This is a genomic window from Ferrimonas pelagia (assembly GCF_039543565.1).
Classification (GTDB): Bacteria; Pseudomonadota; Gammaproteobacteria; order Enterobacterales; family Shewanellaceae; genus Ferrimonas; species Ferrimonas pelagia.
Genome location: NZ_BAABJZ010000024.1, coordinates 1 through 21,842, shown reverse-complemented (window position 1 = coordinate 21,842; position 21,842 = coordinate 1). Strand labels below are relative to the sequence as shown.

The following is a 21,842-nucleotide window of genomic DNA, read 5'->3' as shown; positions in this document are numbered from 1 at the left end:
CGGCTTATTCGCTAAAGCGCACGCTGCAACTGCCTAAACCTTCAATGGTTAAACTCATCTCATCACCCGCTACCACCGGCTCAAGCGGCACTAACGAACCGGACAGGATTATCTCGCCCGCCTTAAACGGAATGCCAAACACCCCCAGGGTGTTGGCCAGCCAGGCCACCGCCGTCAGCGGATCGCCCTGCACCGCCGAGCCAAACCCTTCACTTAAGGGCTGGCCGTTCTTGCTGACCTTCATCAGCAGATTGGGCAGATCCAACTGGCGCGGATCCACCGCGTTATCGCCGAGCACAAACACCCCGCAGGAGGCATTATCAGAAACCGTATCTTCGATCTTGATGCGCCAGTTATCGATGCGGGAATCGACGATCTCGAAACAGGGGATCACGCACTCGGTGGCCGCCAGCACATCCACCTCGGTCACGCCCGGCCCCTGCAGATCCGCCTTGAGCTTAAAGGCGATCTCCCCCTCGGCCCGCGGCTGGATCAGCCGGTTGGCGCTTAGCGAGATCTCGGCCTGATCAGCAAACTGCATGCTCGCGGTGATAAAGCCAAAGTCCGGCTGATGCACCCCCAACATCTGCTGTACCGGTCTGGAGGTCACTCCGATCTTCTTGCCGACGATGGTGTCACCGTCCTCGACCCGACGGGCAATAAAGCGCTGCGAGATGTGGTAGGCATCCTCGATGGTGATCGGCAACGCCCGCTCACTAAAGGGCTGCAGGGTCTTGCCCTGCTTCAGTGCGTGATACAGCTCATCGCCGTATTGATCCCGTTGTTGCTTGTCCATAATGCTTCCTTCAGATCCTTTGCGACCGCTCTCGAGTCAGTCGTGAGCAATGAAATCGAGACACTGTCGATTAAACAGATCCTGATACTCTACCATCACCCAGTGGCCGCATTCGCTCAGCAGCTGCACCCGGATATTGCGGCAATGGTTCATCAAGGTTTCCACCCCATCCACCGGGCAGAACTTGTCGTTCATACCCCACATCACGAAGATGGGGCAGGACAACTCGCCCAGGCGCTGCGCCATGTTCGGCACGTCCATGGTCGACAGCACACAGGCGGGCTGCTCCAGCACCACATTGACCCGCTCTGCCACGGTTTCATCGGTCACCTGTGAGGCATCAAACAGCTGCAGACAGAGTAGGCGTTTCATGCCGACAGCATCGCGCAGCTCGCCGGCGGCAAACGCCGCCGCCATGGTCTGAATGCCCTCCATCCGCTGGTAATATTCGGCTTTATCCATTAGCCCGCCGGGCGCCATCAACAGCAACTTCTTCACCCGCGCCGGATTATCCAGCGCCATCTTCAGCGCAATGGCGCCACCGAGTGAGTTGCCCACCAGCGTCACCTGACCAATATCGAGCCTATCCAGCAGCCCCGTCATGGCGTCAACAAACAGATCCAGATGATATTGGGTATCCGGCTTGTCACTTAAGCCATAGCCGGGCAGATCCGGCACGATGGCGCGGTAACCCGCCTCGCCAAACACCCGAAAGTTGCCTTTGAAGTTGCTGTAACCGCTGGCTCCAGGCCCGCTGCCGTGAATAAACAGCACGGGCTCGCCACTGCCCGCCTCGTGATAGTGCAGCTGCAATGGCTGCGCCAGTTGGGGCAGATCGAGCGAGATGATCTGATCCTGAGGGATCGCACGCATAAGGGGGCTCCTTGATGGATCACAGATCCGGAATGAGTCGGGCCGATCTTCATGCAGGCATTGTTCCAATGGCCCGCCCAAGCCTCATCGTCCCAAAGGACTAAGCCAGCCCAGGCCGCAGCAGATAGGATGACTCCATCGAAGAAATGACGCGCGTCATGGCGATTATGGCAACTTGGCAGTAAGGAGACAGCATGCAAAACCCGGTGGATTTCAGCGGCAAAGTGGTACTGGTAACCGGCGGGGGCAAAGGTGCCGGCAAGGGGATCAGCGAACGCTTCCTGGCTCAGGGCGCGGATGTGGTGATCTGCGGCCGCAGCGAGCCGGAGGCACTGCCACAAGGCGGGGGCAAAACCGCGCTGTTTCTGCCCTGCGACGTCAAAGACGTGACCCAAACCCAAGGGCTGATCGACGCCATCGTCGAGCGCTTCGGTCGTTTGGATGTGCTGGTGAATAACGCCGGCGGCGCGCCGCACGCCGAGGCCGCCACAGTGTCGCCGCGCTTCTCCGAGTCCATCATCCGCCTCAATCTGCTGGCGCCACTGAACCTGTGCCAGCAGGCCAATGCGGTGATGCAGCAACAAGCGGGTGGCGGCAACATCATCAATATCTGCAGCGTCAGCGCCAAGCGCCCCTCGCCGGGCACCGCCGCTTATGGCGCCGCCAAGGCGGGGCTGATGAACCTGACCGGCTCACTCGCGGTGGAGTGGGCGCCGAAGGTGCGGGTCAATGCCCTGATCGCGGGGTTGATCCTGACCGAGCAGGCCCACCTCCACTATGGCGACGAGGCGGGCATTGCCGCCGTCAGCGCGACCGTACCGCTGGGCCGCATGGCCAACCCCAGCGACATCGGCGACACCTGTTTGTACCTAGCATCCGACTTGGCCAGCTATGTCAGCGGTGCCGAGCTGACCGTCCATGGCGGCGGCGAGAAACCGGCCTTCTTAAACGCCGGCAACGCGGGCCATTAAGCCGGTGAAAGCCGACACAAAGGGGAATACCATGAGCTCACACGCCAGTTTCACCACCTCATTGGATCTGTCTGTAGCGCAAGCCTGGGCCCGATTGCAGGATCTGACCGCCGCCGCGCATTATGTCCCGGACGTGGTTCAATGCGAACTGCATCCGGGTCCAGATCAAGGCATTGGCGCCAGCCGTCGGGTGACAATGGTGAAGCAGCGCTGGCTGGATGAAACCGTCACCGCCTGGCAGGAGGGGGAAGGCTTTGTCATTCGCCTCCATCGGGGCGAGCGCGGCGCCCCGCCGCCGTTTGCCAACGCCGAGTTTCACTACCGGCTCAGTGCCAGCGATGAGGGAAAGGCCCAGATCACCACGGCCATGCACTACACCCTGCGCGGCGGCGTACTGGGCAAACTGCTGGATCGCTGGCTGCTGCGCAAAGCGATGAGCAAGGCGGTGTATAAGATCGGCCGCAACCTAAAACGCTATTACGAAACCGGACAGCCCAGCAACCGGCCCCAAAGCACCAACGCCGAGGCACGCTGAGCCGACATAACAGTGGGCAAGCCAAGCATGGCAGCGCCTGTTGAGCAGACAAGGAAGAGACCATGGCAATCTACGCAATGACAGGAGGCGCCACCGGCATTGGCGCCGCGATCAAACAACAGCTCCGCGACGCCGGCCACGAATTGATCGTCGTGGACATCAAAGACGCCGATATCCTCGCCGATCTGAGCACCACCGAGGGGCGAGATAGCGCCGTCGCGGGGATCATCGAGCGCAGCCCGCACGGCCTGGACGGCTTCGTCGCCTGCGCCGGCTTGGGGCCCGCCGCGCCCGCGCCCTTGCTGCTTCAGGTCAACTATTTCGGTGCCAAAGCCACGCTGGAAGGGCTACGCGAGCACCTGGCGAAAAAGCAGGGCTCGGCGGTGTTGATCGGCTCCAACTCCGGCGCCATGCCACACTTTGATCAAGCCAAGATCGACGCCATGCTGGCCGACGACGAAGCGCACGCCTGCGCTCTGGCAGAAAAAAGCAATCACGGCCAACTGGCCTACCTCAGCTCCAAGCGCGCCATCACCCAGTGGATGCGTCGCAATGCCACGGCGTTTGCCCGTGCCGGTGTTCGTCTCAACGCCGTCGCGCCGGGCTTTACCCAAACCCCGCTGACCGACGCGGCCAAGGCCGATCCCGAGCTGGCCCAATCGATGGCCCAATTTGAAAGGAGCATCCCGCTGGGCCGCGCCGGTCAGCCAGAAGACATCGCCAACGCCGTCGGCTTCCTGCTCAGCGAGCAATCGGCGTTCGTCCAAGGCAGCGTACTGTTCGTCGATGGCGGCTCCGATGCGATGATCCGGCCGGATCAATTTTAACCGCAAGCGATCCGGTCGAGCCGAGCCCCGGCAAACCAACAAGGCACTCGGTGCAGCTCATCTGGCACCGAGTCCCCCTCGCATCACCTCAAAAAGGGATTCACCATGTTAGATCTCGAAGCCATTGAACTGATCAAACAGCTCAAGAGTCGCTATTTCCGCGCCCTGGATACCGCCGACCTAACCACCATGGAAACCGTGTTTACCAGCGATGGGCTGATCCACTATCAGGGCCCGAGCTACAACATCGAGCACCAGGGCTGGGATGCGTTGGCCACCTTCTTTACCACCACCTTCACCGAGCGCCAGTTTGGTGTACATATCGGGGTCAATCCGGAGATCAGTGTCGATGGCGACAGCGCCACCGGGATCTGGTATCTGCGCGACACCTTCGTCAATCTGGAGCACCAGGTGCAGTTTGAAGGCAGCGCCATCTACCGCGATGAGTACGTCAAAGTGGACGGCCAGTGGCGGATCAGCGCGTCGCGCTATCAGCGCCTGTTCGAACAGATCAGCCCCATTCCCAAGGGCGTGCACCACACCGGCGTGCCAACCAAGCTTAAGAGTGCTCTGGGCACAAGCTGCTAAGACACACCATCACAAGCACTTAGCACAGTGGTATCCAACCAAAGTGGGCAGGCCATCCTCCATTCGGACGATGGCCGTACCATCCGCTTGCCGCACTCTAAGCAACACATAACAAAAAAGGGCTCTGACGTGTTAAAAACTCGCTTAACCTTTCTCGCTGGTGCCTTAGCACTTGGCCCCGCGGTGACCATGGCCCAAACAACGCCTCCTAATGTGGTGATCATCGTCGCCGATGACTTGGGCTTTGCCGATGTCGGCTACAAAGGCTCACCCATCGAGACCCCGGCACTGGATTCGCTTGCCGCAGAAGGGATCGAGCTGTCTAAATTCTACTCCACCCCTATCTGCTCGCCCACGCGGGCCGCGCTGATGACTGGTCGTGATCCCATGCGGCTGGGCGTAGCGTATGGGGTGATCCTGCCTTGGGACAGCGGTGGCGTACACACCGACGAGCACTTTATGCCGCAAAGCTTCCAGGCCGCCGGCTACCAGACTGCGATGATGGGCAAGTGGCACCTGGGTCATTCTCAACAGGCAATGCACCCCAACAGCCGCGGCTTCGACGAGTTCTATGGCCACCTGCACACCGAAGTCGGGTTCTATCCGCCGTTCTCCAACCTCGGCGGTAAAGATTTCCAGCGCAACGGCGTCTCCATCAACGACGAGGGCTACGCCACCTACCTGGCCGCCGACGCCGCCAGCCAATGGATAGAAGACCGCGACAAGGACAAGCCTTTCTTCCTCTACATGCCGTTTCTGGCGCCGCACACGCCATTGGTACCACCGGTGGAGATCGCCGACAAGTACGCCCATCTGACCGATGACCGCCCGCTGGCGCGCAGTCCGTCCGATAAGATGCGGCGCAAGGGCAACAACAGCAATGAGCTGCCCAAGTACGCCGCCGTGGTGGACGCCATGGATCAGGCCATCGGCCGGATCCTGACGACGCTGGAGCAACAGGCCGTGGACGACAACACCATCGTGCTGTTCTTCTCCGATAACGGCGCCAGCCGGGTGCAGGGGCAAGGCGGCGGCGATAACAGTCCGCTGCGCGGGGGCAAGGCCGAGGTGTATGAAGGCGGCATTCGCGTGGTCTCCTTGATGCGCTGGCCAGAAAAGATCCAAGCTGGCAGTCAACTGCCTCAAGCCATGTCGGTGATGGATGTATTCCCTACCCTGCTGAGCGCCACCGGCGTGACCTATCAGGGGGAAAAGGTGATGGATGGTCTGGATCTGTGGCCCGCCATCAGCCAAGGCAACGCTGTCGAGCGCGAGGAGTATCTGAAGTTCGGATCGGAGATCCCCATTAAAGGCTCCTACAGCTTTACCGCCTTTGATGATCAGTGGAAGCTGGTGCAGTGGGTTGAGCAGGATCTGTATGAGATCACCGTGGTCAACGAGTTGTTTAAGATCGATGAGGATCCCAACGAGTATCAGGATCTCGCCGCCGAGCACCCAGAGCGGGTGGCCGAGATGGCCGCCGCCATCAAAGATTGGCGCACCCTGCATCCGGCCAATGGCATTCGCGGCAACGTGGTAGCCCCACCGGGCTGGCACGCACCGAAAGATTGGGCCGATTTCCCCCGGCCAACCGACACACTCCAGGCACAGCCCGCACACTCCATGGCCCCTAGCCTGCCGTCCCAGTACTTCTTAGACATGCGCTACGGCGAACGCGGTCGCCTCTTGTATGACTGCGGCAAGGCGAGCTGGCAGGACGGCAACTGCGGCCAACAAAGGCTGCAGCTGCTACTCCAACGGCGTCAGGCACAGCAGTCCGCCGCAGGCGCCAAGGGCGAATAACAAAAGCAAACGCCCCATCTGCGTCGCGATGCAGATGGGGCGTTTTTGTCCTCTGGGCTCAGCTTAACTGCGCCAACACATGCTGGACCGTCTCTGAGGTATACCCGTTCACCTTCCAATGGCCCGGCGCCCAGCCATTGAGGAAGCGCTCGAAGTCCGCGACTGCATAAGGGTAAAGCCCACGCCACTCCCGCTCCAGCGCGTCCAGCTCACTCTCAACCCGCCCCTTCAGCGCCTGGCGCAGACAACTCATGTAACAATCGAGCCAATGCTCGGTGCGCGCCGCCAGCGCCTCGCCGTGATAGGCACTGCCCAGCAGGTAGGCCAGATCCTTCACCCCGACGCCGCCACCAATATACTGAAAGTCCACCGCCGCCACGCCGTCCGGCCCGTGCGCACTGTTTGCTCGGAAACAGAAATTGGCCAGTTTGGCATCGCCATGCACCAGAGTTTGAAACTGCGCCCCATTGAGTCTGGCGTCAATGGCAGCGGCGGCGGCTTGCAACCGATTGTCGGTCATCTGGGCCCACTCCTCGGGCCGGGTGTCCAGGTGCCAGTAGGTGCCGATGGGCCAAAGCCCATCCGAAGAGCCGCCCAAAAAGCGGGCATGGAACCGGGCCAGCCACTCGACACACTGCCCCAGCTCGGCCTCACTGGGATCGGCCTCATCCACCAGCCGTCGGCCGCTGAAACCCGCCGCATCCAGATCCTCCAGCAGCAAACGTGTCTCGCCCACTTGCTCATCCAGCCCCAAACAATGTGGCACACGGCACGTGTCTTCACAGCGTAAGGCATATCGCCGATAGAACTCACTTTCCACCTGATAGCTGAGCAGTTTACGGCGATGCGACAGATCGCTGTGCCAGCCCCTCGGGTGAGCCGCTGCCGTGGGCGGCGCGATCCGTTTTAGGATCACGCTTTGTCCCGCCCTTGCGCCACCTTCGAGTCGCCAGCGTTCAATGGCGCCGTAGCCGCTCCACAGTGACTGCACCCGGCGCTGAAAATGGGCCTGCTGAGCACCGCATTGCGCCAGCAGTGGCAGAGGAAAGGGGACGAACAGGTGTGGGGACATAGCGAGATCTCAACAAGCGATAGGAGGCGGTGCCTGCCTAGTATCCCACCCTCGCCCGGGCAAGCCCAGTGCCTCGAACACCCGACCCAATAGACTCCATTGCAGGATCTGACAATTGCCAGGGTATGGCCACTGACCTAGCTTTTGAATTCAACTCACCACACACCACGCTTCCCCACCCAGTAAGGACGCTGAATTATGCGGAACATTCGATACCCATCGGTTTGGTTGCTGTGCGGCGCAAGCCTGCTCGCGCCAGCCTACGCTGCCTATGACAACCTGCCCGAGAGCGACTGCAGCCTGACCCAGGAGATGCTCCAACTGGCGACCGATCCCAGCGCCGATCTCGCCAAGGAGTACGCCAACTTCCCGGCCGATCCAGACAACTGCATGTTCCACCAGATCTCCTGGCAAACCTTCCTCTGGCTAACCACTGAGATCACCAACGCCCAGGGCAAAAAAGTGCCCCGTTTTCTCACCTTCGACCGCCCGGAGAGCCTTTGGAGCGGCGCCCCTTACGGCCGCAACGGCGAGTTTTACGAGTTCGTTCAAGCGGGCAGTGATGGCGTGTTGGTGGATCAGCAGGGCCAACCGGTCTACTACTCCCAGTACATCAACGACACCTTTGTCGATTTTGTCAGTGGCAACGATCTGAGCCAGCCCGGCGCGCTGTCGGCATTCAATGCCAACACGCCTTTCCCAATAGGAAGCATGGAGCTAAAATCCTCCTGGAAAGTGGTGCATGACGGCATGGATACGTCCGGGTTCTACACCATGAAGGCCGATCTGATGCAGCTGAAAAATGGCTTCGCGGGCAACGGCACCAGCCTGGTGGTGGATACCAGCAAGAAGCCCGTAACCAAAGAGGTGGCCTTGGTGGGCCTGCACATTGGCCTGGTGGTCGCCAATCACCCGGAGATGATCTGGGCCAGCTTCGAGCAGGATCAAAACGCCCCTGTGGTGGACTGGCCGGAGCAAGGCTCTGACGATTCCCCCAAACTGGACAGCGACGGACAAAAAGCCACCGGCGCTTTGATGGTCATCAATCAAGACACGGTGATCTCCGACCAAGACTGGACCTTCTATCAGAAGGGCACCCCCTTTGAGGAGTGCAACGCCAACCAGCCCATCTCCTCGGTACGCATCGATGAGGCGACGCAGACGTTCGCACAGCGCACCCAGGTCTGTCGCTTGTACGCCACTGGCAACTACCCCTATCCGGTCGCGGGCCCCAATCAGCAAGCCATCCAAACCAATGACGCCAACGTCATGCATCTCAACGACACCACGCTTGCGCAGATCAAAGGATCGCTGTGGGCCAACTACTTCGAAGTGGGCGCCATCTGGTTCGGCCAAAATGACGCGCTCAACCCTAACGAGAAGTACGCGCAGGACGACTTTACCTACCGGGATCCGGCCGGGCTCCCCCTCAACGGCAACCTGACCGGCTCCCGAATGCTGTCCAACGCCACCATTGAAACCTATACCCAACTGGCCACCGCCGAAAACAACTGCTTCCGCTGCCACAACACCGAGCAGAACTTTTACCCGCCCCATGAAATGGCCAGCAGCGGCGAGACGGAGTCTCTGGAGACCCTACCGGGCAAAAACGTCAACATCAGCTTCATTCTGCGAAATGGCTTTGAGTGGCAGCAAGTCGCCGAGCTCGAAACCAACCCCAAACTTTGATTGGTCCCCAAGGAAGGAAAACGACAATGACGGACATCATTCGTATTCACCCCGCTATTAACTTCGCTCGGGTCGGCAACAGCGACGAGTACCTCGTGAGCCCGGAGACTGCCGCGGGCGATCTGCAAGATCCCAACACAGGATTAATGGGCGGCCTGCCCACCCGACCAAACGACGGCAGCGGCCCAGACCAGCTGATCCAAAGCACGGATCTGCGCGACAGTCAGGGCAGACTGAAACGCCAAGCCGCGCGCTTTCGTCTGTATCACTATGATCAGGCACAAAACACCTACCCCGCAGGCGGTGGCACCGAGCTCACCCTAGGCGCCCAACTGCCCGACGGCCGTACCGTCACCGACATCCTGTGGACCGTGCATCTGGCCAATAAAAAGGCCAATAACTTCGAAATTGAAAACGATCAGGGCGAAGAATCCGGGATCGAAGCCTATCAGGATCCCAGCACTCTGGTGCTGCGCAATGCCGTTCCACCCCCACCTAAGCCCGGTGAGAAACCGCCGGTAAATCCGGGCCGATTCGTCAATGACATCAACGACACAACCCGGCTGACGGCGTTGGTGATCGATCCCGGCCCCCGCGCCATCAAAGCCAGCAGCAAAGGCGCAGCGCCGCAAGAGTTCAATCAGGCCACGCCCGCCAGCTTCAGCAAAGACGGTCAGATCCGATCCTGCAACTACCCGCAAACCTTCCCCAGCCAAAACCTGGACACCCTGCCGACGGTCGGCAATGCCCTGATCTCGACACTGGGGGGGATCAACACCGAAGCCCAGAGCGGTCGCTTACTGGTGCTGCCGGGGTTTGGCCTCACCAATGGCATCGCCACCCCACAGCAAAACGGCCCGGAGGCTCTGCCACCACTGGAGGGGGCCATCGATAACAACAACTGGTTTGATGATGTTGGTGACGGCCCGGTCAACGCCACCGTGCTGTTCGACGACGGATCGCGCATCGAAGCGGTGGCCGGATGGGTGGTCACCACCGATCCCTCCTATGCACCGCAAACCCGCAATGTGGTCTCCACCTGGGACGACGTGTATGACACCTGGGTGCAGCAATTGGCGCTGCAGCCGGAGCTGTTCCGTGCTGGGCAATTTCAGTCAAGCTACCAACCCCGCTTCGACAGCACGGTTTTGCCGGTCTTTCATGCCGCCATGCTGCAGCAATGGAACACCAACCTCAACAGCACCGCCATCAACGGCCATCTCTCCGTGGGCGCCATCAAAGCCTGTGACGATCCCACCCAAAAGATCCCGAATCTGAAAAGCCTGATCCGCGATCCCAGCTCCGAAGCCGAAAACAGCGAAGGCAGCATGATGCCCCTCTCTCTTGGCGACTCGGGCAAGAGCTTCCTCAGCGTGTCACCAACTCAGTACTTTTTGCTGAACCAATGGTACGGCAATCGGTTTCAGCCCGGCGCCGATCCGCTCGGCCCAGGCGAGAAGATGGACCGGGCCGTACTGGAAAATGGCTTGGGCGGCCGCTACTCACCGGGCATTGAACTGACCTTCATCGTCCGTGATGTCAACCTCTATCAGCAAAATTGGCAGGGCGACAGCGGGCCGTTTCGGATCAAAGCCCAGCCCATGGATTACAGCAATCTGCCCAGTAAGGCGCCGGTGCTGAGTGCAGGCTACATTCCGCTGGGCAGCGCTCAGGTTCAGCCTGGTGATCTGTCCAAATTCATGGCCCTGCCCTGGCATTGCGACTACAACAGTTGCGGCACCCACCTGCCGGATCCCAATCCAGAGAAAGCGGGAGTCACCAACAACACCCTATATTGGTCCTGGCCGGGCCAACGGCCTTTCGCGGTCTACCCACAAGCCCATTGTCAGTACAACCCGGAGAATGAGCGCTGGTACTACGGCGATCAGATGTTCAGTATCCGAGGCAATCAGGGTCAGGGCACGAAAACCCCGTTGCCGCAACAACAGGGGCGTTTCCAGCAATACATCGACTTTGTCCACAGTTGGCAGGACGTCGGCTTTATTATTCAAGGCACCCAAGTGCCCGTCTCCCACGATACCCTGACGCCGGATCCCAATATCCCCTGCGCTCCCTACCCCGAGGGACGGGGGCCAGACAACTATGGCGCCGGGATCTTCATTGAAGTGGCCAGTCACTTCTCCGCCAAACTGGACGACAGCGATAAGGTCGTGCCCTGGAGCGAAGCCAGCAGCATGACCAAGCCCGCCACCACCACTGCGTCCTGATGACGGACGCCTACCCCCACCGGGCCGTCGCCATCATTGGCGGCGGCCCGGCCGGATTGATGCTCGCCCTATCCCTACAGCAACGAGGCTGTCGCGATCTGGCGATCATCGAGCCCGGGCTCAGTAAAGCGCAGCGTCTGGCCGAGTCCATTCCCCCGCCAACCGCGCAAACCTTAGGGGAATGGGGGGTGGATCTTAGCCAAGGAGGCCACCTTCCCTGTTACGGCACCGTCTCCGAATGGGGCAGCCCCATTCAGGGCTATAACGATTACTTGGCGCAACCCGGCGGCTTAGGTTATTGGGTCGATCGTACCGACCTCGAAACCCAGCTCAAACAGCGCTATCTGGAGCAGGGCGGCAACTGGCTCGATGCCAGTGTGGAAAGCGGTCAGCACCACGATCGGACGGTCAATGCCTTGCAGATCCGCTCAGCTCATGGGCTCTCCAACCTAACCGCCGATCTCGTGGTCGACGCCAGTGGCAGCGGCGTGTTACTCAACCAACTGGGTGTGGCTCAAAATCGCATTGATGGCCTGATCTACCACTACCAGCTCTACCACCGACCGGACGATCTGCCGCAGATGGGCCATATCCAGGCCTGTGACCGAGGTTGGTGGTATTGTGCCCCCGTATCGGAACAACAGATACTGGTCGCCTTCGTCACCGACAAACAGCACCGGCTCAAGCCCACCGCGACACTGCCGCCCATGCCGCTACTCAAGCGCACACTGCAGCCCTGTACTGAGCTGCGCAGCCGCCAGGCCGATCTGGCCATCCGCTCGGCCGTCGTCGGCCCCAATTGGTTGGCCGTCGGCGACGCAGCCTGCCGATTCGATCCCATCAATGCCGCCGGGATCAGCAAGGCGATCGCCACGGGACACGCTGGCGCCGAGGCGATCATGGCGTGGCGGGCCCGACCTCGAGCCAACGCACTGCGCGCTTACCAGCAGGCGATCTTTGCCGACTTTACCCATCACGTTAACCTGAGGCAGCAGCTCTACCATCAGATCGCTCGGATCCATCCGACCCCGTTCTGGCAGCGACGCTGTCAGCCAGAATGAGGCTGACTCGCTCGCCATCCGCTCCAATCAAGCTAAAAAGCGGCCTGAGTAGCTGGCGAATTCTTGCCGGATCTCGGCCAGCGTCAGTCCCAACTCAGGCAGCGCAGCGCGATCCGGCAGCGGAGCTACGCCTCCCTCGTGCGCCAAGGTCGCCAAGATCAGATCCCACGCCTCACTGGTCATGGGCATGCCGACCGATGCATAGATCTCAATGATCACCTGGAGGGGATCCTGCTCTATCTGCTCATGGCGAACATCATGAAACTGCGTCTCAGCCCCGCATTTGCGCAATTGGATACAATCCGTCAACGCCGCCGCCATCTTCAGTGACCAATGCCGGGCCAGCACCCGAGGCTGGACCCGATCGCTGTTCATCTGCCAGAGGTTTTTGATCAAATGGATCAGCGCCGGGAGGGATTCCTCGGGATCACGGTGGGTTTGAACGATCTTGGCACCGGGAAACACCTTCAGCAGGACCGCAAGGTTATGCAGGTGGCAGGGCGATTTGAGCACCCAGCGCTCGGCACTCTCGCCCCGCTGTCGCTTCTGCCACTGCAGAAACTGCAGCAAGGCACGCAGATAGCGGTAACCTTCGGTGGGATCCTGCCCCGCCAGCCAGCGGCTATAGTTCGGCAGGTGCGCCGCAGCTTCCGGGTTGGTACTGAAAAAGGCCTGCTCCAACAAACAGCTATCCTCATCGGCGGCGCGGGCATCGAACGGATGACTGTGGCGCAGCATGGGCTCCGCTTCCAGCATAGTGGCGATCTCATGCCTGGCCGCCTCAATGCGCGGATCATCCCGCTTACCCACGTCCCCTGCCGCAAAGGGCACAGGGAAGCGGGTCTCCCACCAAGCAGCCGAATAGAAGCGCGGATCGGAGGCGATCAAACGCTGTAACAGGGTGCTGCCGGTCCCGGGCAGACCGACGATCACCACAGGGGCCGCCAGCGGCTCCTGCAGGATCTCCGGGTAACGCTGACAATACGCCTCAAAGCGCAAGCGCGTACAGAGGATCTCCAGCAAGCGCTCGTGATGGCGCCGCCGCCCCGCAGCATTGAGCTCGGCCTCTTCATTCAATCCCCGCACCAAGCGACGAAACGAAGGCAGAAAGCGCCAGGCGCCAAGCTCGGTGAGGCCGGTTTTCTGCCGCGCCAGTTGCAACAGCTCCTCGGCATCCAGCAGCTCGGTGCGCCGGAGCCGGAGGCGCGGACGACTGGAGGCTGGCAGGCTTTTGGGTTGCCAATGCAGCCAGCCCTGAGGGGCCAGCTCCTCTGCCAGCAACGCCCCCGTCTTCACCTTAAACAGCGCCGACGCTTGTCTAAGGCTCCCCTTGGCACCATCGGATTTCACCGGCTCCATTGCGCTTCCCTTTCCTTTATTGAACGACCAACCAATATAATCAGGGTTTTATCGTCTGGAAACGTCGTCCAAATGGACGGAATGGGGCCGCTACAGCGACAATCTTGCGCAAATATCGATTAAAAAAAAGGGCCATTAGGCCCTGTTAAATCGTGAGCCTAACTCATGGCTCGGGATGAGTTTCCACCATGGAGTGGGGTACAAAGCGGGTGGCGCTGATCAACCAGCGGCCATTGATGCAGCGATACTCATCGTCGTAAAAGCCGCCCAATTGGCGGGTAGCGCCGCTGCGGCTGTCGATATTGAAGTAATACAGGGCCCAGCGGCCTTTCGCTTCGGTCGCGCTGAGTAATTCGATCTCCGGATTGGCGCCGTGGTGCAGATCGATCACATGCTCATGGCAGGCGGCGGTCTGATACAGATCGACAAACGCCTCCCGCGTCTCAAACACGCCGACCGGGCCGTAATCAATGCTCACCGGCCCCTCGGCGAAACAGCGACGAATATCCTCAACGTTTTTCTCGTCACAAGCATTGAGATAACGGTGTTTGAGGGTGCGGATCGCCTCCATAGCCTCCAGTCGTGCCAAACGTTGCTCGATGCTCAAATGGCTTGTACAACTCATTCCACCTCCCCCCGCTGCCGTTTGATGTCGTGCATAAAGCGAAAGTTATCCTCGCTCCAGTATGCCTTCATTGCCAGGATCTTGCCCTCGTCCGAGAACTTCATCCAATCGATGGTTTCGATCACCATAGGCCCCTCTTCGCCATTGAGCATGACTTCAAACGCCACCAGCCCTTCGCCGATCTCGGTGCTGCGCACCGGCCCCTCCTGCTTGGCACTGGCTTCGATCCTACCCAGGCCATTGCGATAGAAGGCGTCGATCGCGTCGATCCCCTCGATCTTCATCTTGCCGACCGGATCCTCCACCACGGCGTCCACCGCATACATGGCGACGATCCCGTCGATATCCTGTTGATCCACCAATCGAATGTACTGCTCCATCAATCGGGCGATCTCTTGGGTTGCTAATGCCATCGTGCCTCCTTGCTGCTCACTGAAAGATGGAATGGCGTCAAGCCACTTCGAATAGCGCAGCGGCGCCCTGACCGCCGCCAATGCACATGCTCACCACCACGTACTTCACCCCACGGCGTTTACCTTCGATCAAGGCGTGACCCACCATGCGGGCACCGGACATGCCAAACGGGTGACCAATCGAGATAGCCCCGCCGTTGACGTTGAGCCGATCGTTCGGAATGCCGAGCTGATCGCGGCAGTAGATCACCTGACAGGCAAACGCTTCGTTGATCTCCCACAGGCCGATATCCTCGGTCTTAAGGTTATGGCGCTGCAGCAGTTTCGGAATGGCAAACACCGGACCAATGCCCATCTCATCGGACTCACAGCCGGCCACCGCCACGCCACGGTAAATGCCCAGCGGCGCAATGCCTTTGGCTTCGGCGGCGTCACGGCTCATCAGCACACAGGCGGACGCGCCATCGGACAGCTGTGAAGCGTTACCGGCGCTGATGTGCTGACCTTGCTTCACCCAATGACCGTCTTTCCACACCGGCGCCAAACCGGCCAGACTCTCCGCCGTGGTGGAGGCGCGATTGCACTCATCCTTTTCCAGCAGCACGTCCTCATAGGTCACCTCTTTGGTTTCCCGGTTGAACACCGACTTGGTGCTGGCCATGGGGACGATCTCATCGTTAAACAGACCATCACGCTGGGCCACGGCGGTGCGCAGCTGGCTCTGCAGCGCGTAGGCGTCCTGCGCTTCACGGGATATACCGTAACGCTCGGCCACCACTTCGGCAGTCTCGATCATTGGCATATAGGCCTTGGGATCTTGCGCCATCACCGCCTTGGACACGTTGCGATGGGTGTTCTTGTGCTTGTTCTGCACCAAAGAGATGGACTCCAGACCACCGGCCACCGCCACGTCGTACTCGTCACACATGATGCTTTTAGCGGCGGTGGCAATGGTCATCAGGCCGGAGGCGCACTGACGCTCCATCGCCATGCCCGCCACGCTGGTGGGCAGACCGGCGGCCATGGCGCACAGCCGGCCTAGGTTGTAGGCCTGAGTGCCCTGCTGCGCGGCGGCGCCGATCAACACATCGTCCACCTCGCTGGGATCGATCCCGGCGCGGCGCACGGCTTCAGCCACCACATGGCCCCCCATGGCCGGGGCTTCGGTGTCATTAAAGGCACCGCGGAACGCTTTGCCGATCGGGGTGCGGGCGGTGGATACGATCACTGCTTCTTTCATGTTTTGCTCCTTGCCGATCCGGATCCGCCGGATCGTCCTTAACGAGGCGGGATCGTTCGTTCGATCCCGCGGTTGGCCTTGCTCAGGCCGACGCTTCGAGGCTACTGCTCGGGAAAATAACGGGAGATGGTGTCGACCACGCAGGCGGGACGATCCTCGCCTTCGATCTCCACCGTGACGCGCACGATCGATTGGATCGCGCCTTTGATCTCTTCCACCGCAACCAGCTCGCCGACGCCACGCACCCGGCTGCCCACCTTGACCACATTAGGGAAGCGGATCTTGCCGCAGCCGACATTGACCCCCATGCTGATCCCCTGCACATCGATGATCTGCGGCAGGAACAGGTTCACCAGCGACAGCGTCAAATAGCCATGGGCGATGCAGGCACCGAACGGGCCCTCGGCGGCTTTGATCGGATCGACGTGGATCCACTGATGATCACCGGTGGCTTCGGCAAACAGATCGATGCGGCTTTGCTCGATCGCCAGCCAATCGCTGTGGCCCAGAACGTCACCCACCCGCGCCTTGAGATCGTGCGGCGTTTGAAAGATCTGCGTCATGGTTATGCCCTCTGGCTGGAGGCGGAGATCACTTCACCGGCCATGTAGCTGGAGTAATCCGAGGCCAGGAACATCATGATATTGGCGATCTCCCACACCTCGGCGGCGCGGCCAAAGGCTTCGCGGGAGGCCAGATCTTTGAGCAGCGCCTCCGGCGCTGACTTGCGCAGGAAGTCGTGCAGGGCAATGGAGGGGCTGACCGCGTTGATACGAATGCCATCTTCCGCCGCTTCCAATGCGCTGCAGCGGGTAAAGGCCATCACCCCGGCTTTAGCGGCCGCATAGTGAGCCTGCTCTTTCTGCGCACGCCAGCCCAGCACCGAGGCATTGTTGACGATGGCGCCGGCCTTGCGCGCCGCCATCTTCGGCAGCATGGCACGGGTCATCCGCATGGTGCCGGTCAGAGTCACGTCCAGCACCAGCTGCCACTCTTTGTCGGTCATCTCAACCACCCGCTTGGAGCCGCCCAGGCCGGCGTTGTTGATCAACACATCGACGCCGCCCAGCTTGGCTTCGGCGGTATCGACTAAGTCCTGCACCTGCGCCTCATCGGTGACGTTGCAGACCTTAAAGTGGATCTCCTTGATGCCGGTCGCAGTCTGGATCTTATCCACCGCCTCGGCCAGCCGGCCCTCGTGAATGTCGCTGATCATCAGCGCCCGGCAGCCCTCTTCCGCTGCGCGCAGGGCGGCGGAGAAGCCGATCCCCGCACCGGCGGCGGCGGTGATCAACACGGATTTGCCTTCCAGCAGGTTGTGGCCTGCGACGTATTTTGGATCCAACATAAAACGCTCCTTGTAGGGGGCGGCAACAAGCGGTAAATGCGCTGCGCGTAAACGGGTGCGCAACGCGCCTTGTCCCTTCCCTTAATTTGGTAACCCTTCGGGCTCTCGGCACGAGGCCCGCAGTGTGTAACTCGCAACGCGCCTCTATCGGCCTTTCGGCTCCTTGGGCATGCCCAGCGCCCGTTCGGCGATGATGTTGCGCTGAATTTCGTTGGTGCCACCGTAGATGGTGTCCGAGCGGGTAAACAGGTACATGGACTGCAAGCGGGTCAGGTTGTAGGGCCCGCTCTCGACCAGCTCACTGTCCGGGCCAAGCACGTCCATGGCCAGCTTGCCGAGGTTGGCGTGCCAGGTCGCCCAGTACAGCTTGTAGATCATCGCTTCACGTTGCAGGCTACCGTCCTGGCCGCCGGACAACATGCGCAGACTGTTGTAGCGCATGATCCGCAGGCCCATCCAGGCGTCGGCGATGCGCTGACGCAGGCTCGGATCTTGCGTCGCGCCGTTCTCCTTGGCGATCTTAATGATCTGATCCAGCTCATTCTGGAACTGCATCTGCTGACCCAGAGTCGAGACGCCGCGCTCAAAGCCCAGCAGCGCCATGGCGATCTTCCAGCCTTCACCGGGCTGGCCGACGATGTTGGCGGCATCGGTGACGGCGTCATCGAAGAACACTTCGTTAAACTCCGAAGTGCCGGTGAGCTGCTCAATGGGGCGAATGGTGACGCCGGTTTGATCCATCGGCACCAGCAAAAACGACAGGCCTTTATGGCCGACACTGCCGGGCTCGGTGCGGGCGATGACGAAACACCACTCGGACTCATGGGCCAGAGAGGTCCACACCTTTTGGCCGTTGATCAGCCATTGGTCCTCTTTCAGCTCCGCCTTGGTTTTCACCGCGGCCAAGTCCGAGCCTGCGCCGGGCTCGGAATAGCCCTGACACCAATACTCGGTGCCATTGGCGATCCCCGGCAGGAAACGCTGCTTCTGCTCCTCGCTACCAAAAGCGATGATGGTGGGACCCGCCAGGCCTTCACCGATGTGACCGGCATGACCCGGGCCCCCGGCGCGGGCGTACTCCTCATGGAAGATCACCTGCTCATTGATGGACAGGCCACGGCCGCCATACTCCTTGGGCCAGCCGACGCAAAGCCAACCGGCTTTGGCCATGTGCTGCTCCCACACCTTGCGCTCTTCCGGGAAGCTATGCTCGTCCCCGGGGCCCCCACGAAAGCGCAGCTGCTCAAACTCACCGCACAAGTTGCCCTTGAGCCAGCGCGCGATCTCCGCGCGAAACTGCTCTTCCTGCTGACTAAAACGTAACTGCATCTGCTATTCCCCCAGCAAGTGGGTGGCGATGGCTTCGCGGTGCATGGCCGCGCTGCCGAGGAAGGTCTCACTCGATTTGGCCCGCTTGAAGTAGAGGTGAGGATCGTACTCCCAGGTAAAGCCGACACCGCCGTGCAGCTGGATAGACTCCGCCGCGCAGTCAAAGAACGCATCGGAGCAGTAACCTTTGGCCAGCGCCGCGGCTTGCGGCAACTCAGCCCCCAGCCCTTCGCTATCCCCACTCTCTTCCAAGAATTCCTGCGCCACACACGCGGCGTAATACACGGCGCTGCGGGCGCACTCCACCTGCACCATCATGTCGGCGCAGCGGTGTTTGATGGCCTGAAAGCTGGCGATGACCCGACCAAACTGCTGACGCTCCTGCAGGTAATCTACCGTGATGTCCAGACACTGCTGCGCCCCGCCAGTCTGCTCGGCGGCTTGCGCGATCGCCGCCAATTGCAACACCGACTCAAGCACAGGCCAAGCTTCACCGGCCTTGCCCAACAATGCCTCCGAACCGACATAGCATTGGCTAAGCTGCACGGTGCCCTGAGGCCGGGTTTGATCCATGGTGGGTGTCCAGCGGCGTTCCACGCCGGCACTGTCCGCCGGCACGGCAAACAGACTGACGCCCTGCTCGCCGCTGCTGCCTTCGAGCCGGGCTGCGACGATCAGCAGATCGGCGCTGTGGCCGTTAGGCACGTACTTGAGTTCGCCTTCCAAGACGAAGCCATCGCCTTCGGGCCGCGCAATCGCCGTCACTGCACTGGCATCCCATCGATTACTCCCGGTATAGGCCAGCGTCGCGGTCAGGCTGCCCTCAGCGATCTGAGGTAACCAAAAGGCTTTTTGCTCGTCAGAGCCAGACAACAGCAAGGCTGGCGTGGCCAGACAGACGGTGGCATAGAAGGGCGAGCACAGCAGGCGCCGACCCATCTGCTCCAACACCACGGCCAATTCCACATAACCCAGGCCCAAGCCACCGAACTCTTCCGGGATGGTGAGGGCCTGCCAATACATCTCTTCGCACAGGCGTTGCCAGGTATCGGGCAGGTAACCCTGTTCGGTGGCCATGGCACTGCGCACCGCCTCCGAACTCGACAGTTCAGCCAAATACCCTTCGGCTGTGTCGCGGATCATCACCTGCTCCTCGGTGAAAGCGAACTCCATGTTTGCGCTCCTCGAGTGGGGGGTAGAGGGATCAGCGGATCCCAGCTTTGATGACCCCCATCATGGCCGGATATGGCCAGCGCGTGATCGGCCGAATGGACGATGTTGCACCGCTGTCATCGCGGTGAGAGAAATAACAAAGGGCGCCCTCAGGCGCCCTTCATGCAAGCTAGCGGCTTCCCGCTTTACTGTCTAAAGATAGGTATCTAGGAAGGTCAGTAAAACCGCATCCGTTTTGGCCTTGGTCTCATCATCCTGACCGATGATATAGCCGTAATGCACACACGGGTTCATCACTGAACCACTCTGCATCCGGGCCGCGATCCGCTCTATGCGCGGGGTTTCCAGTGGGAAATCGACAATCGGTGTACCACCCATGCTGGAGTGGCCGATGTCGTCATACTGCACTTCACAACCGGCGACGTAGGGCGACTTCGGTGACAACTGACGTGGTACCTGCACTTCCCAGGCATGGCCTGCCCCTTCATAAACATGGGCTTCCACTACATTACCTACTGCCTCAATCTCCTGCTCTCGCTCCACGCAAGCCGCCAGATCGTTGGACGCATCTTCAGTGCCCCGCAGTGTCAGCAGGGGTCCGCCGGTGATCTTGTCACTCTTCAAATTCTGAAAACAGGGACCGTAGTAATCGACGTGGGCCGCAAAGCCCGGCGCATCGCCGATCAACGCCTGGCGAATACGATCGTCCATACCCAAGCGTGCCGCCATACCGCCATAGGAGTATCCGCCTACACCGATCTTGCTGGCATCGATCTCCGGGTGGGTTCGCAACAGCTTAAGCGCACCATAGGAATCGGCAATCGCATCGAACTCGGTCACCGACAACACACGGCGCATGTAGTTGATCTCCGTGCTGGCACCCCGTGGTGCATAGTAATCTACGACAAAGGCTGCATAGCCGTTGTCGGCCAACATCTGACCATATTCCATCTCTCGACCCGGTGAGATCCCACCGCTGCCATGCAGCAATATCATCGCAGGCACCGGGGCATCCTCACTCGCCCCTTCTGGCATAAACAAAGTACCGACTCCGGTCGTCGGTTCAGCCCGATCCCCTTTTGCTAATAAAACATCCAGATCAAACGGCGTTTGGGTCGGGTAGTAGAGCTTCCCCTGCTGCCCGGCAACCAGCTGCGTTTGCGCTTGCGGAAAATCCGGAAAGCTTGGGGCGATGATCCGAGCCACCAAAGTCATCCCACCGCCTAAATAAAATCCCCCTACCAGCACCACAGCAAGCAACGCTATCGAACCCAGGATCCGCATAAACCACTTTTTCATCATTCCCTCTCAAGTTGCAATATTCGCCCTAGGCCAATGTCATACCAGTGTGGCGCGAACCGCACCTCACCAGATCACGCAAACGGACTAGACAAGCCAACCACCTAACGGGCTTAAACCCTCCTTGCCATCGTTTGTTGGCCACAGAAGAGCCCACATCTGAAGATAAGGCCTGCTCGAAACAAAGAGTCGAAATAGATGGCTCTGCTACCGGCTAGCTCAACTGCCGGAACCCGCGCGCCCGGCGTGACAGGCCGCTGCTCTAATAGAGAGCTAATCAACTGAGCTGCCACTCCGCTGCCTTGCGCAGCTTAAGCACATACGAAAAAAACCAGCCGCTAGACTGAGTTTTTCGCGACAAGATGTCGAAATAGATGGCTTCGCTACCGGCTATCTCAAGCGCCAGAACCCGCGCCCCCGGCGTGACAGGCCGCGGCTCTGATAAAGAGATAACCAACTGAGCTGCCACTCCGTAGCCCTTTGGTCTAATACCAATTCCATTATCTATTTGGTCAGTCTGGCCCATTCCCTGCTGCACAGATGCCGCACTTGTTCTGCATCTTTTCGAAAGCTGTTCCAAGCATCTGCAACCTGGTCGACAATGTGGTCATAG

20 protein-coding genes are annotated in these 21,842 nt (G+C 60.3%); 8 read left to right on the top strand and 12 right to left on the bottom strand.

The window, feature by feature from the left end; translation table 11 throughout:
* Positions 1–4: 4 nt before the first annotated feature.
* Together ABEA08_RS08840 and ABEA08_RS08835 are read right to left on the bottom strand one after the other, a co-directional pair.
* Positions 5–796 carry a fumarylacetoacetate hydrolase family protein gene (locus tag ABEA08_RS08840; RefSeq protein WP_345334937.1) on the bottom strand — a complete coding sequence of 264 codons (792 nt, stop codon included), beginning with the start codon at positions 794–796 and terminating at the stop codon, positions 5–7.
* A 36-nt stretch (positions 797–832) separates the two neighbouring features.
* The gene (locus ABEA08_RS08835) at positions 833–1,669 is read right to left on the bottom strand and encodes an alpha/beta fold hydrolase (RefSeq protein WP_345334936.1); all 837 of its coding nucleotides are present in this window, start codon (positions 1,667–1,669) and stop codon (positions 833–835) included.
* Between the two features lie 194 nt (positions 1,670–1,863).
* On the opposite strand from ABEA08_RS08835, the gene ABEA08_RS08830 reads away from it, so the two are divergent.
* From ABEA08_RS08830 to ABEA08_RS08810, 5 genes are all read left to right on the top strand, one after another.
* A complete protein-coding gene (locus ABEA08_RS08830) occupies positions 1,864–2,640 on the top strand; it encodes an SDR family oxidoreductase (RefSeq protein ID WP_345334935.1) in 777 nt (258 codons plus the stop codon).
* A gap of 31 nt (positions 2,641–2,671) precedes the next feature.
* Positions 2,672–3,175 (top strand): SRPBCC family protein, encoded by a 504-nt coding sequence (locus ABEA08_RS08825; protein ID WP_345334934.1) that lies wholly within the window; start codon positions 2,672–2,674, stop codon positions 3,173–3,175.
* Between the two features lie 62 nt (positions 3,176–3,237).
* Positions 3,238–4,002 (top strand): SDR family oxidoreductase, encoded by a 765-nt coding sequence (locus ABEA08_RS08820; RefSeq protein WP_345334933.1) that lies wholly within the window; start codon positions 3,238–3,240, stop codon positions 4,000–4,002.
* 105 nt (positions 4,003–4,107) lie between these two features.
* Positions 4,108–4,590 carry a nuclear transport factor 2 family protein gene (locus ABEA08_RS08815; protein ID WP_345334932.1) on the top strand — a complete coding sequence of 161 codons (483 nt, stop codon included), beginning with the start codon at positions 4,108–4,110 and terminating at the stop codon, positions 4,588–4,590.
* A 129-nt stretch (positions 4,591–4,719) separates the two neighbouring features.
* Complete coding sequence (locus ABEA08_RS08810) at positions 4,720–6,393, top strand: sulfatase-like hydrolase/transferase (protein ID WP_345334931.1); 1,674 nt, start codon at positions 4,720–4,722, stop codon at positions 6,391–6,393.
* A gap of 58 nt (positions 6,394–6,451) precedes the next feature.
* Here the strand turns inward: ABEA08_RS08810 and ABEA08_RS08805 are convergent, their stop codons facing one another.
* Positions 6,452–7,465 (bottom strand): phosphotransferase, encoded by a 1,014-nt coding sequence (locus ABEA08_RS08805; RefSeq protein ID WP_345334930.1) that lies wholly within the window; start codon positions 7,463–7,465, stop codon positions 6,452–6,454.
* Between the two features lie 198 nt (positions 7,466–7,663).
* Between ABEA08_RS08805 and ABEA08_RS08800 the strand changes: the two genes are divergently transcribed.
* The 3 genes from ABEA08_RS08800 to ABEA08_RS08790 are packed head-to-tail and all read left to right on the top strand — an operon-like array spanning position 7,664 to position 12,443.
* Positions 7,664–9,154 (top strand): hypothetical protein, encoded by a 1,491-nt coding sequence (locus tag ABEA08_RS08800; protein WP_345334929.1) that lies wholly within the window; start codon positions 7,664–7,666, stop codon positions 9,152–9,154.
* Positions 9,155–9,180: 26 nt separating this feature from the next.
* The gene (locus ABEA08_RS08795; protein WP_345334928.1) at positions 9,181–11,382 is read left to right on the top strand and encodes a LodA/GoxA family CTQ-dependent oxidase; all 2,202 of its coding nucleotides are present in this window, start codon (positions 9,181–9,183) and stop codon (positions 11,380–11,382) included.
* On the top strand, positions 11,382–12,443 hold the full coding sequence (locus tag ABEA08_RS08790; protein WP_345334927.1) for an NAD(P)/FAD-dependent oxidoreductase: 1,062 nt from the start codon (positions 11,382–11,384) through the stop codon (positions 12,441–12,443). The genes ABEA08_RS08795 and ABEA08_RS08790 overlap by 1 nt, the downstream gene beginning before the upstream one ends.
* Positions 12,444–12,470: 27 nt before the next feature.
* Here ABEA08_RS08790 and ABEA08_RS08785 read toward each other — a convergent pair whose 3' ends face one another.
* From ABEA08_RS08785 to ABEA08_RS08745, 9 genes are all read right to left on the bottom strand, one after another.
* On the bottom strand, positions 12,471–13,802 hold the full coding sequence (locus ABEA08_RS08785; RefSeq protein WP_345334926.1) for a sulfotransferase family protein: 1,332 nt from the start codon (positions 13,800–13,802) through the stop codon (positions 12,471–12,473).
* Positions 13,803–13,965: 163 nt separating this feature from the next.
* Positions 13,966–14,427 (bottom strand): nuclear transport factor 2 family protein, encoded by a 462-nt coding sequence (locus ABEA08_RS08780; protein ID WP_345334925.1) that lies wholly within the window; start codon positions 14,425–14,427, stop codon positions 13,966–13,968.
* Positions 14,424–14,840 (bottom strand): nuclear transport factor 2 family protein, encoded by a 417-nt coding sequence (locus ABEA08_RS08775; protein WP_345334924.1) that lies wholly within the window; start codon positions 14,838–14,840, stop codon positions 14,424–14,426. Before ABEA08_RS08775 ends, ABEA08_RS08780 begins: the two co-directional genes overlap by 4 nt.
* Positions 14,841–14,877: 37 nt before the next feature.
* Positions 14,878–16,080 (bottom strand): acetyl-CoA C-acyltransferase, encoded by a 1,203-nt coding sequence (locus ABEA08_RS08770; protein WP_345334923.1) that lies wholly within the window; start codon positions 16,078–16,080, stop codon positions 14,878–14,880.
* 101 nt (positions 16,081–16,181) lie between these two features.
* The gene (locus tag ABEA08_RS08765; protein WP_345334922.1) at positions 16,182–16,643 is read right to left on the bottom strand and encodes a MaoC family dehydratase; all 462 of its coding nucleotides are present in this window, start codon (positions 16,641–16,643) and stop codon (positions 16,182–16,184) included.
* Between the two features lie 2 nt (positions 16,644–16,645).
* Complete coding sequence (locus ABEA08_RS08760; protein ID WP_345334921.1) at positions 16,646–17,428, bottom strand: SDR family oxidoreductase; 783 nt, start codon at positions 17,426–17,428, stop codon at positions 16,646–16,648.
* A 144-nt stretch (positions 17,429–17,572) separates the two neighbouring features.
* The gene (locus ABEA08_RS08755; RefSeq protein ID WP_345334920.1) at positions 17,573–18,757 is read right to left on the bottom strand and encodes an acyl-CoA dehydrogenase family protein; all 1,185 of its coding nucleotides are present in this window, start codon (positions 18,755–18,757) and stop codon (positions 17,573–17,575) included.
* A 3-nt stretch (positions 18,758–18,760) separates the two neighbouring features.
* The gene (locus tag ABEA08_RS08750; RefSeq protein WP_345334919.1) at positions 18,761–19,930 is read right to left on the bottom strand and encodes an acyl-CoA dehydrogenase family protein; all 1,170 of its coding nucleotides are present in this window, start codon (positions 19,928–19,930) and stop codon (positions 18,761–18,763) included.
* Positions 19,931–20,122: 192 nt separating this feature from the next.
* Positions 20,123–21,229 carry a dienelactone hydrolase family protein gene (locus tag ABEA08_RS08745; RefSeq protein ID WP_345334918.1) on the bottom strand — a complete coding sequence of 369 codons (1,107 nt, stop codon included), beginning with the start codon at positions 21,227–21,229 and terminating at the stop codon, positions 20,123–20,125.
* Between the last annotated feature and the right edge of the window lie 613 nt (positions 21,230–21,842).

What these genes read in the sequence shown, in the direction of transcription:
- ABEA08_RS08765 (WP_345334922.1), bottom strand. Translation starts at nt 16,643, where the DNA reads ATGACGCAGATCTTTCAAACGCCGCACGATCTCAAGGCGCGGGTGGGT.
- ABEA08_RS08840 (WP_345334937.1), bottom strand. Translation starts at nt 796, where the DNA reads ATGGACAAGCAACAACGGGATCAATACGGCGATGAGCTGTATCACGCA.
- ABEA08_RS08820 (WP_345334933.1), top strand. Translation starts at nt 3,238, where the DNA reads ATGGCAATCTACGCAATGACAGGAGGCGCCACCGGCATTGGCGCCGCG.
- ABEA08_RS08800 (WP_345334929.1), top strand. Translation starts at nt 7,664, where the DNA reads ATGCGGAACATTCGATACCCATCGGTTTGGTTGCTGTGCGGCGCAAGC.
- ABEA08_RS08830 (WP_345334935.1), top strand. Translation starts at nt 1,864, where the DNA reads ATGCAAAACCCGGTGGATTTCAGCGGCAAAGTGGTACTGGTAACCGGC.
- ABEA08_RS08805 (WP_345334930.1), bottom strand. Translation starts at nt 7,465, where the DNA reads ATGTCCCCACACCTGTTCGTCCCCTTTCCTCTGCCACTGCTGGCGCAA.
- ABEA08_RS08815 (WP_345334932.1), top strand. Translation starts at nt 4,108, where the DNA reads ATGTTAGATCTCGAAGCCATTGAACTGATCAAACAGCTCAAGAGTCGC.
- ABEA08_RS08785 (WP_345334926.1), bottom strand. Translation starts at nt 13,802, where the DNA reads ATGGAGCCGGTGAAATCCGATGGTGCCAAGGGGAGCCTTAGACAAGCG.
- ABEA08_RS08790 (WP_345334927.1), top strand. Translation starts at nt 11,382, where the DNA reads ATGACGGACGCCTACCCCCACCGGGCCGTCGCCATCATTGGCGGCGGC.
- ABEA08_RS08825 (WP_345334934.1), top strand. Translation starts at nt 2,672, where the DNA reads ATGAGCTCACACGCCAGTTTCACCACCTCATTGGATCTGTCTGTAGCG.
- ABEA08_RS08755 (WP_345334920.1), bottom strand. Translation starts at nt 18,757, where the DNA reads ATGCAGTTACGTTTTAGTCAGCAGGAAGAGCAGTTTCGCGCGGAGATC.
- ABEA08_RS08835 (WP_345334936.1), bottom strand. Translation starts at nt 1,669, where the DNA reads ATGCGTGCGATCCCTCAGGATCAGATCATCTCGCTCGATCTGCCCCAA.
- ABEA08_RS08775 (WP_345334924.1), bottom strand. Translation starts at nt 14,840, where the DNA reads ATGGCATTAGCAACCCAAGAGATCGCCCGATTGATGGAGCAGTACATT.
- ABEA08_RS08780 (WP_345334925.1), bottom strand. Translation starts at nt 14,427, where the DNA reads ATGAGTTGTACAAGCCATTTGAGCATCGAGCAACGTTTGGCACGACTG.
- ABEA08_RS08760 (WP_345334921.1), bottom strand. Translation starts at nt 17,428, where the DNA reads ATGTTGGATCCAAAATACGTCGCAGGCCACAACCTGCTGGAAGGCAAA.
- ABEA08_RS08795 (WP_345334928.1), top strand. Translation starts at nt 9,181, where the DNA reads ATGACGGACATCATTCGTATTCACCCCGCTATTAACTTCGCTCGGGTC.
- ABEA08_RS08770 (WP_345334923.1), bottom strand. Translation starts at nt 16,080, where the DNA reads ATGAAAGAAGCAGTGATCGTATCCACCGCCCGCACCCCGATCGGCAAA.
- ABEA08_RS08745 (WP_345334918.1), bottom strand. Translation starts at nt 21,229, where the DNA reads ATGAAAAAGTGGTTTATGCGGATCCTGGGTTCGATAGCGTTGCTTGCT.
- ABEA08_RS08750 (WP_345334919.1), bottom strand. Translation starts at nt 19,930, where the DNA reads ATGGAGTTCGCTTTCACCGAGGAGCAGGTGATGATCCGCGACACAGCC.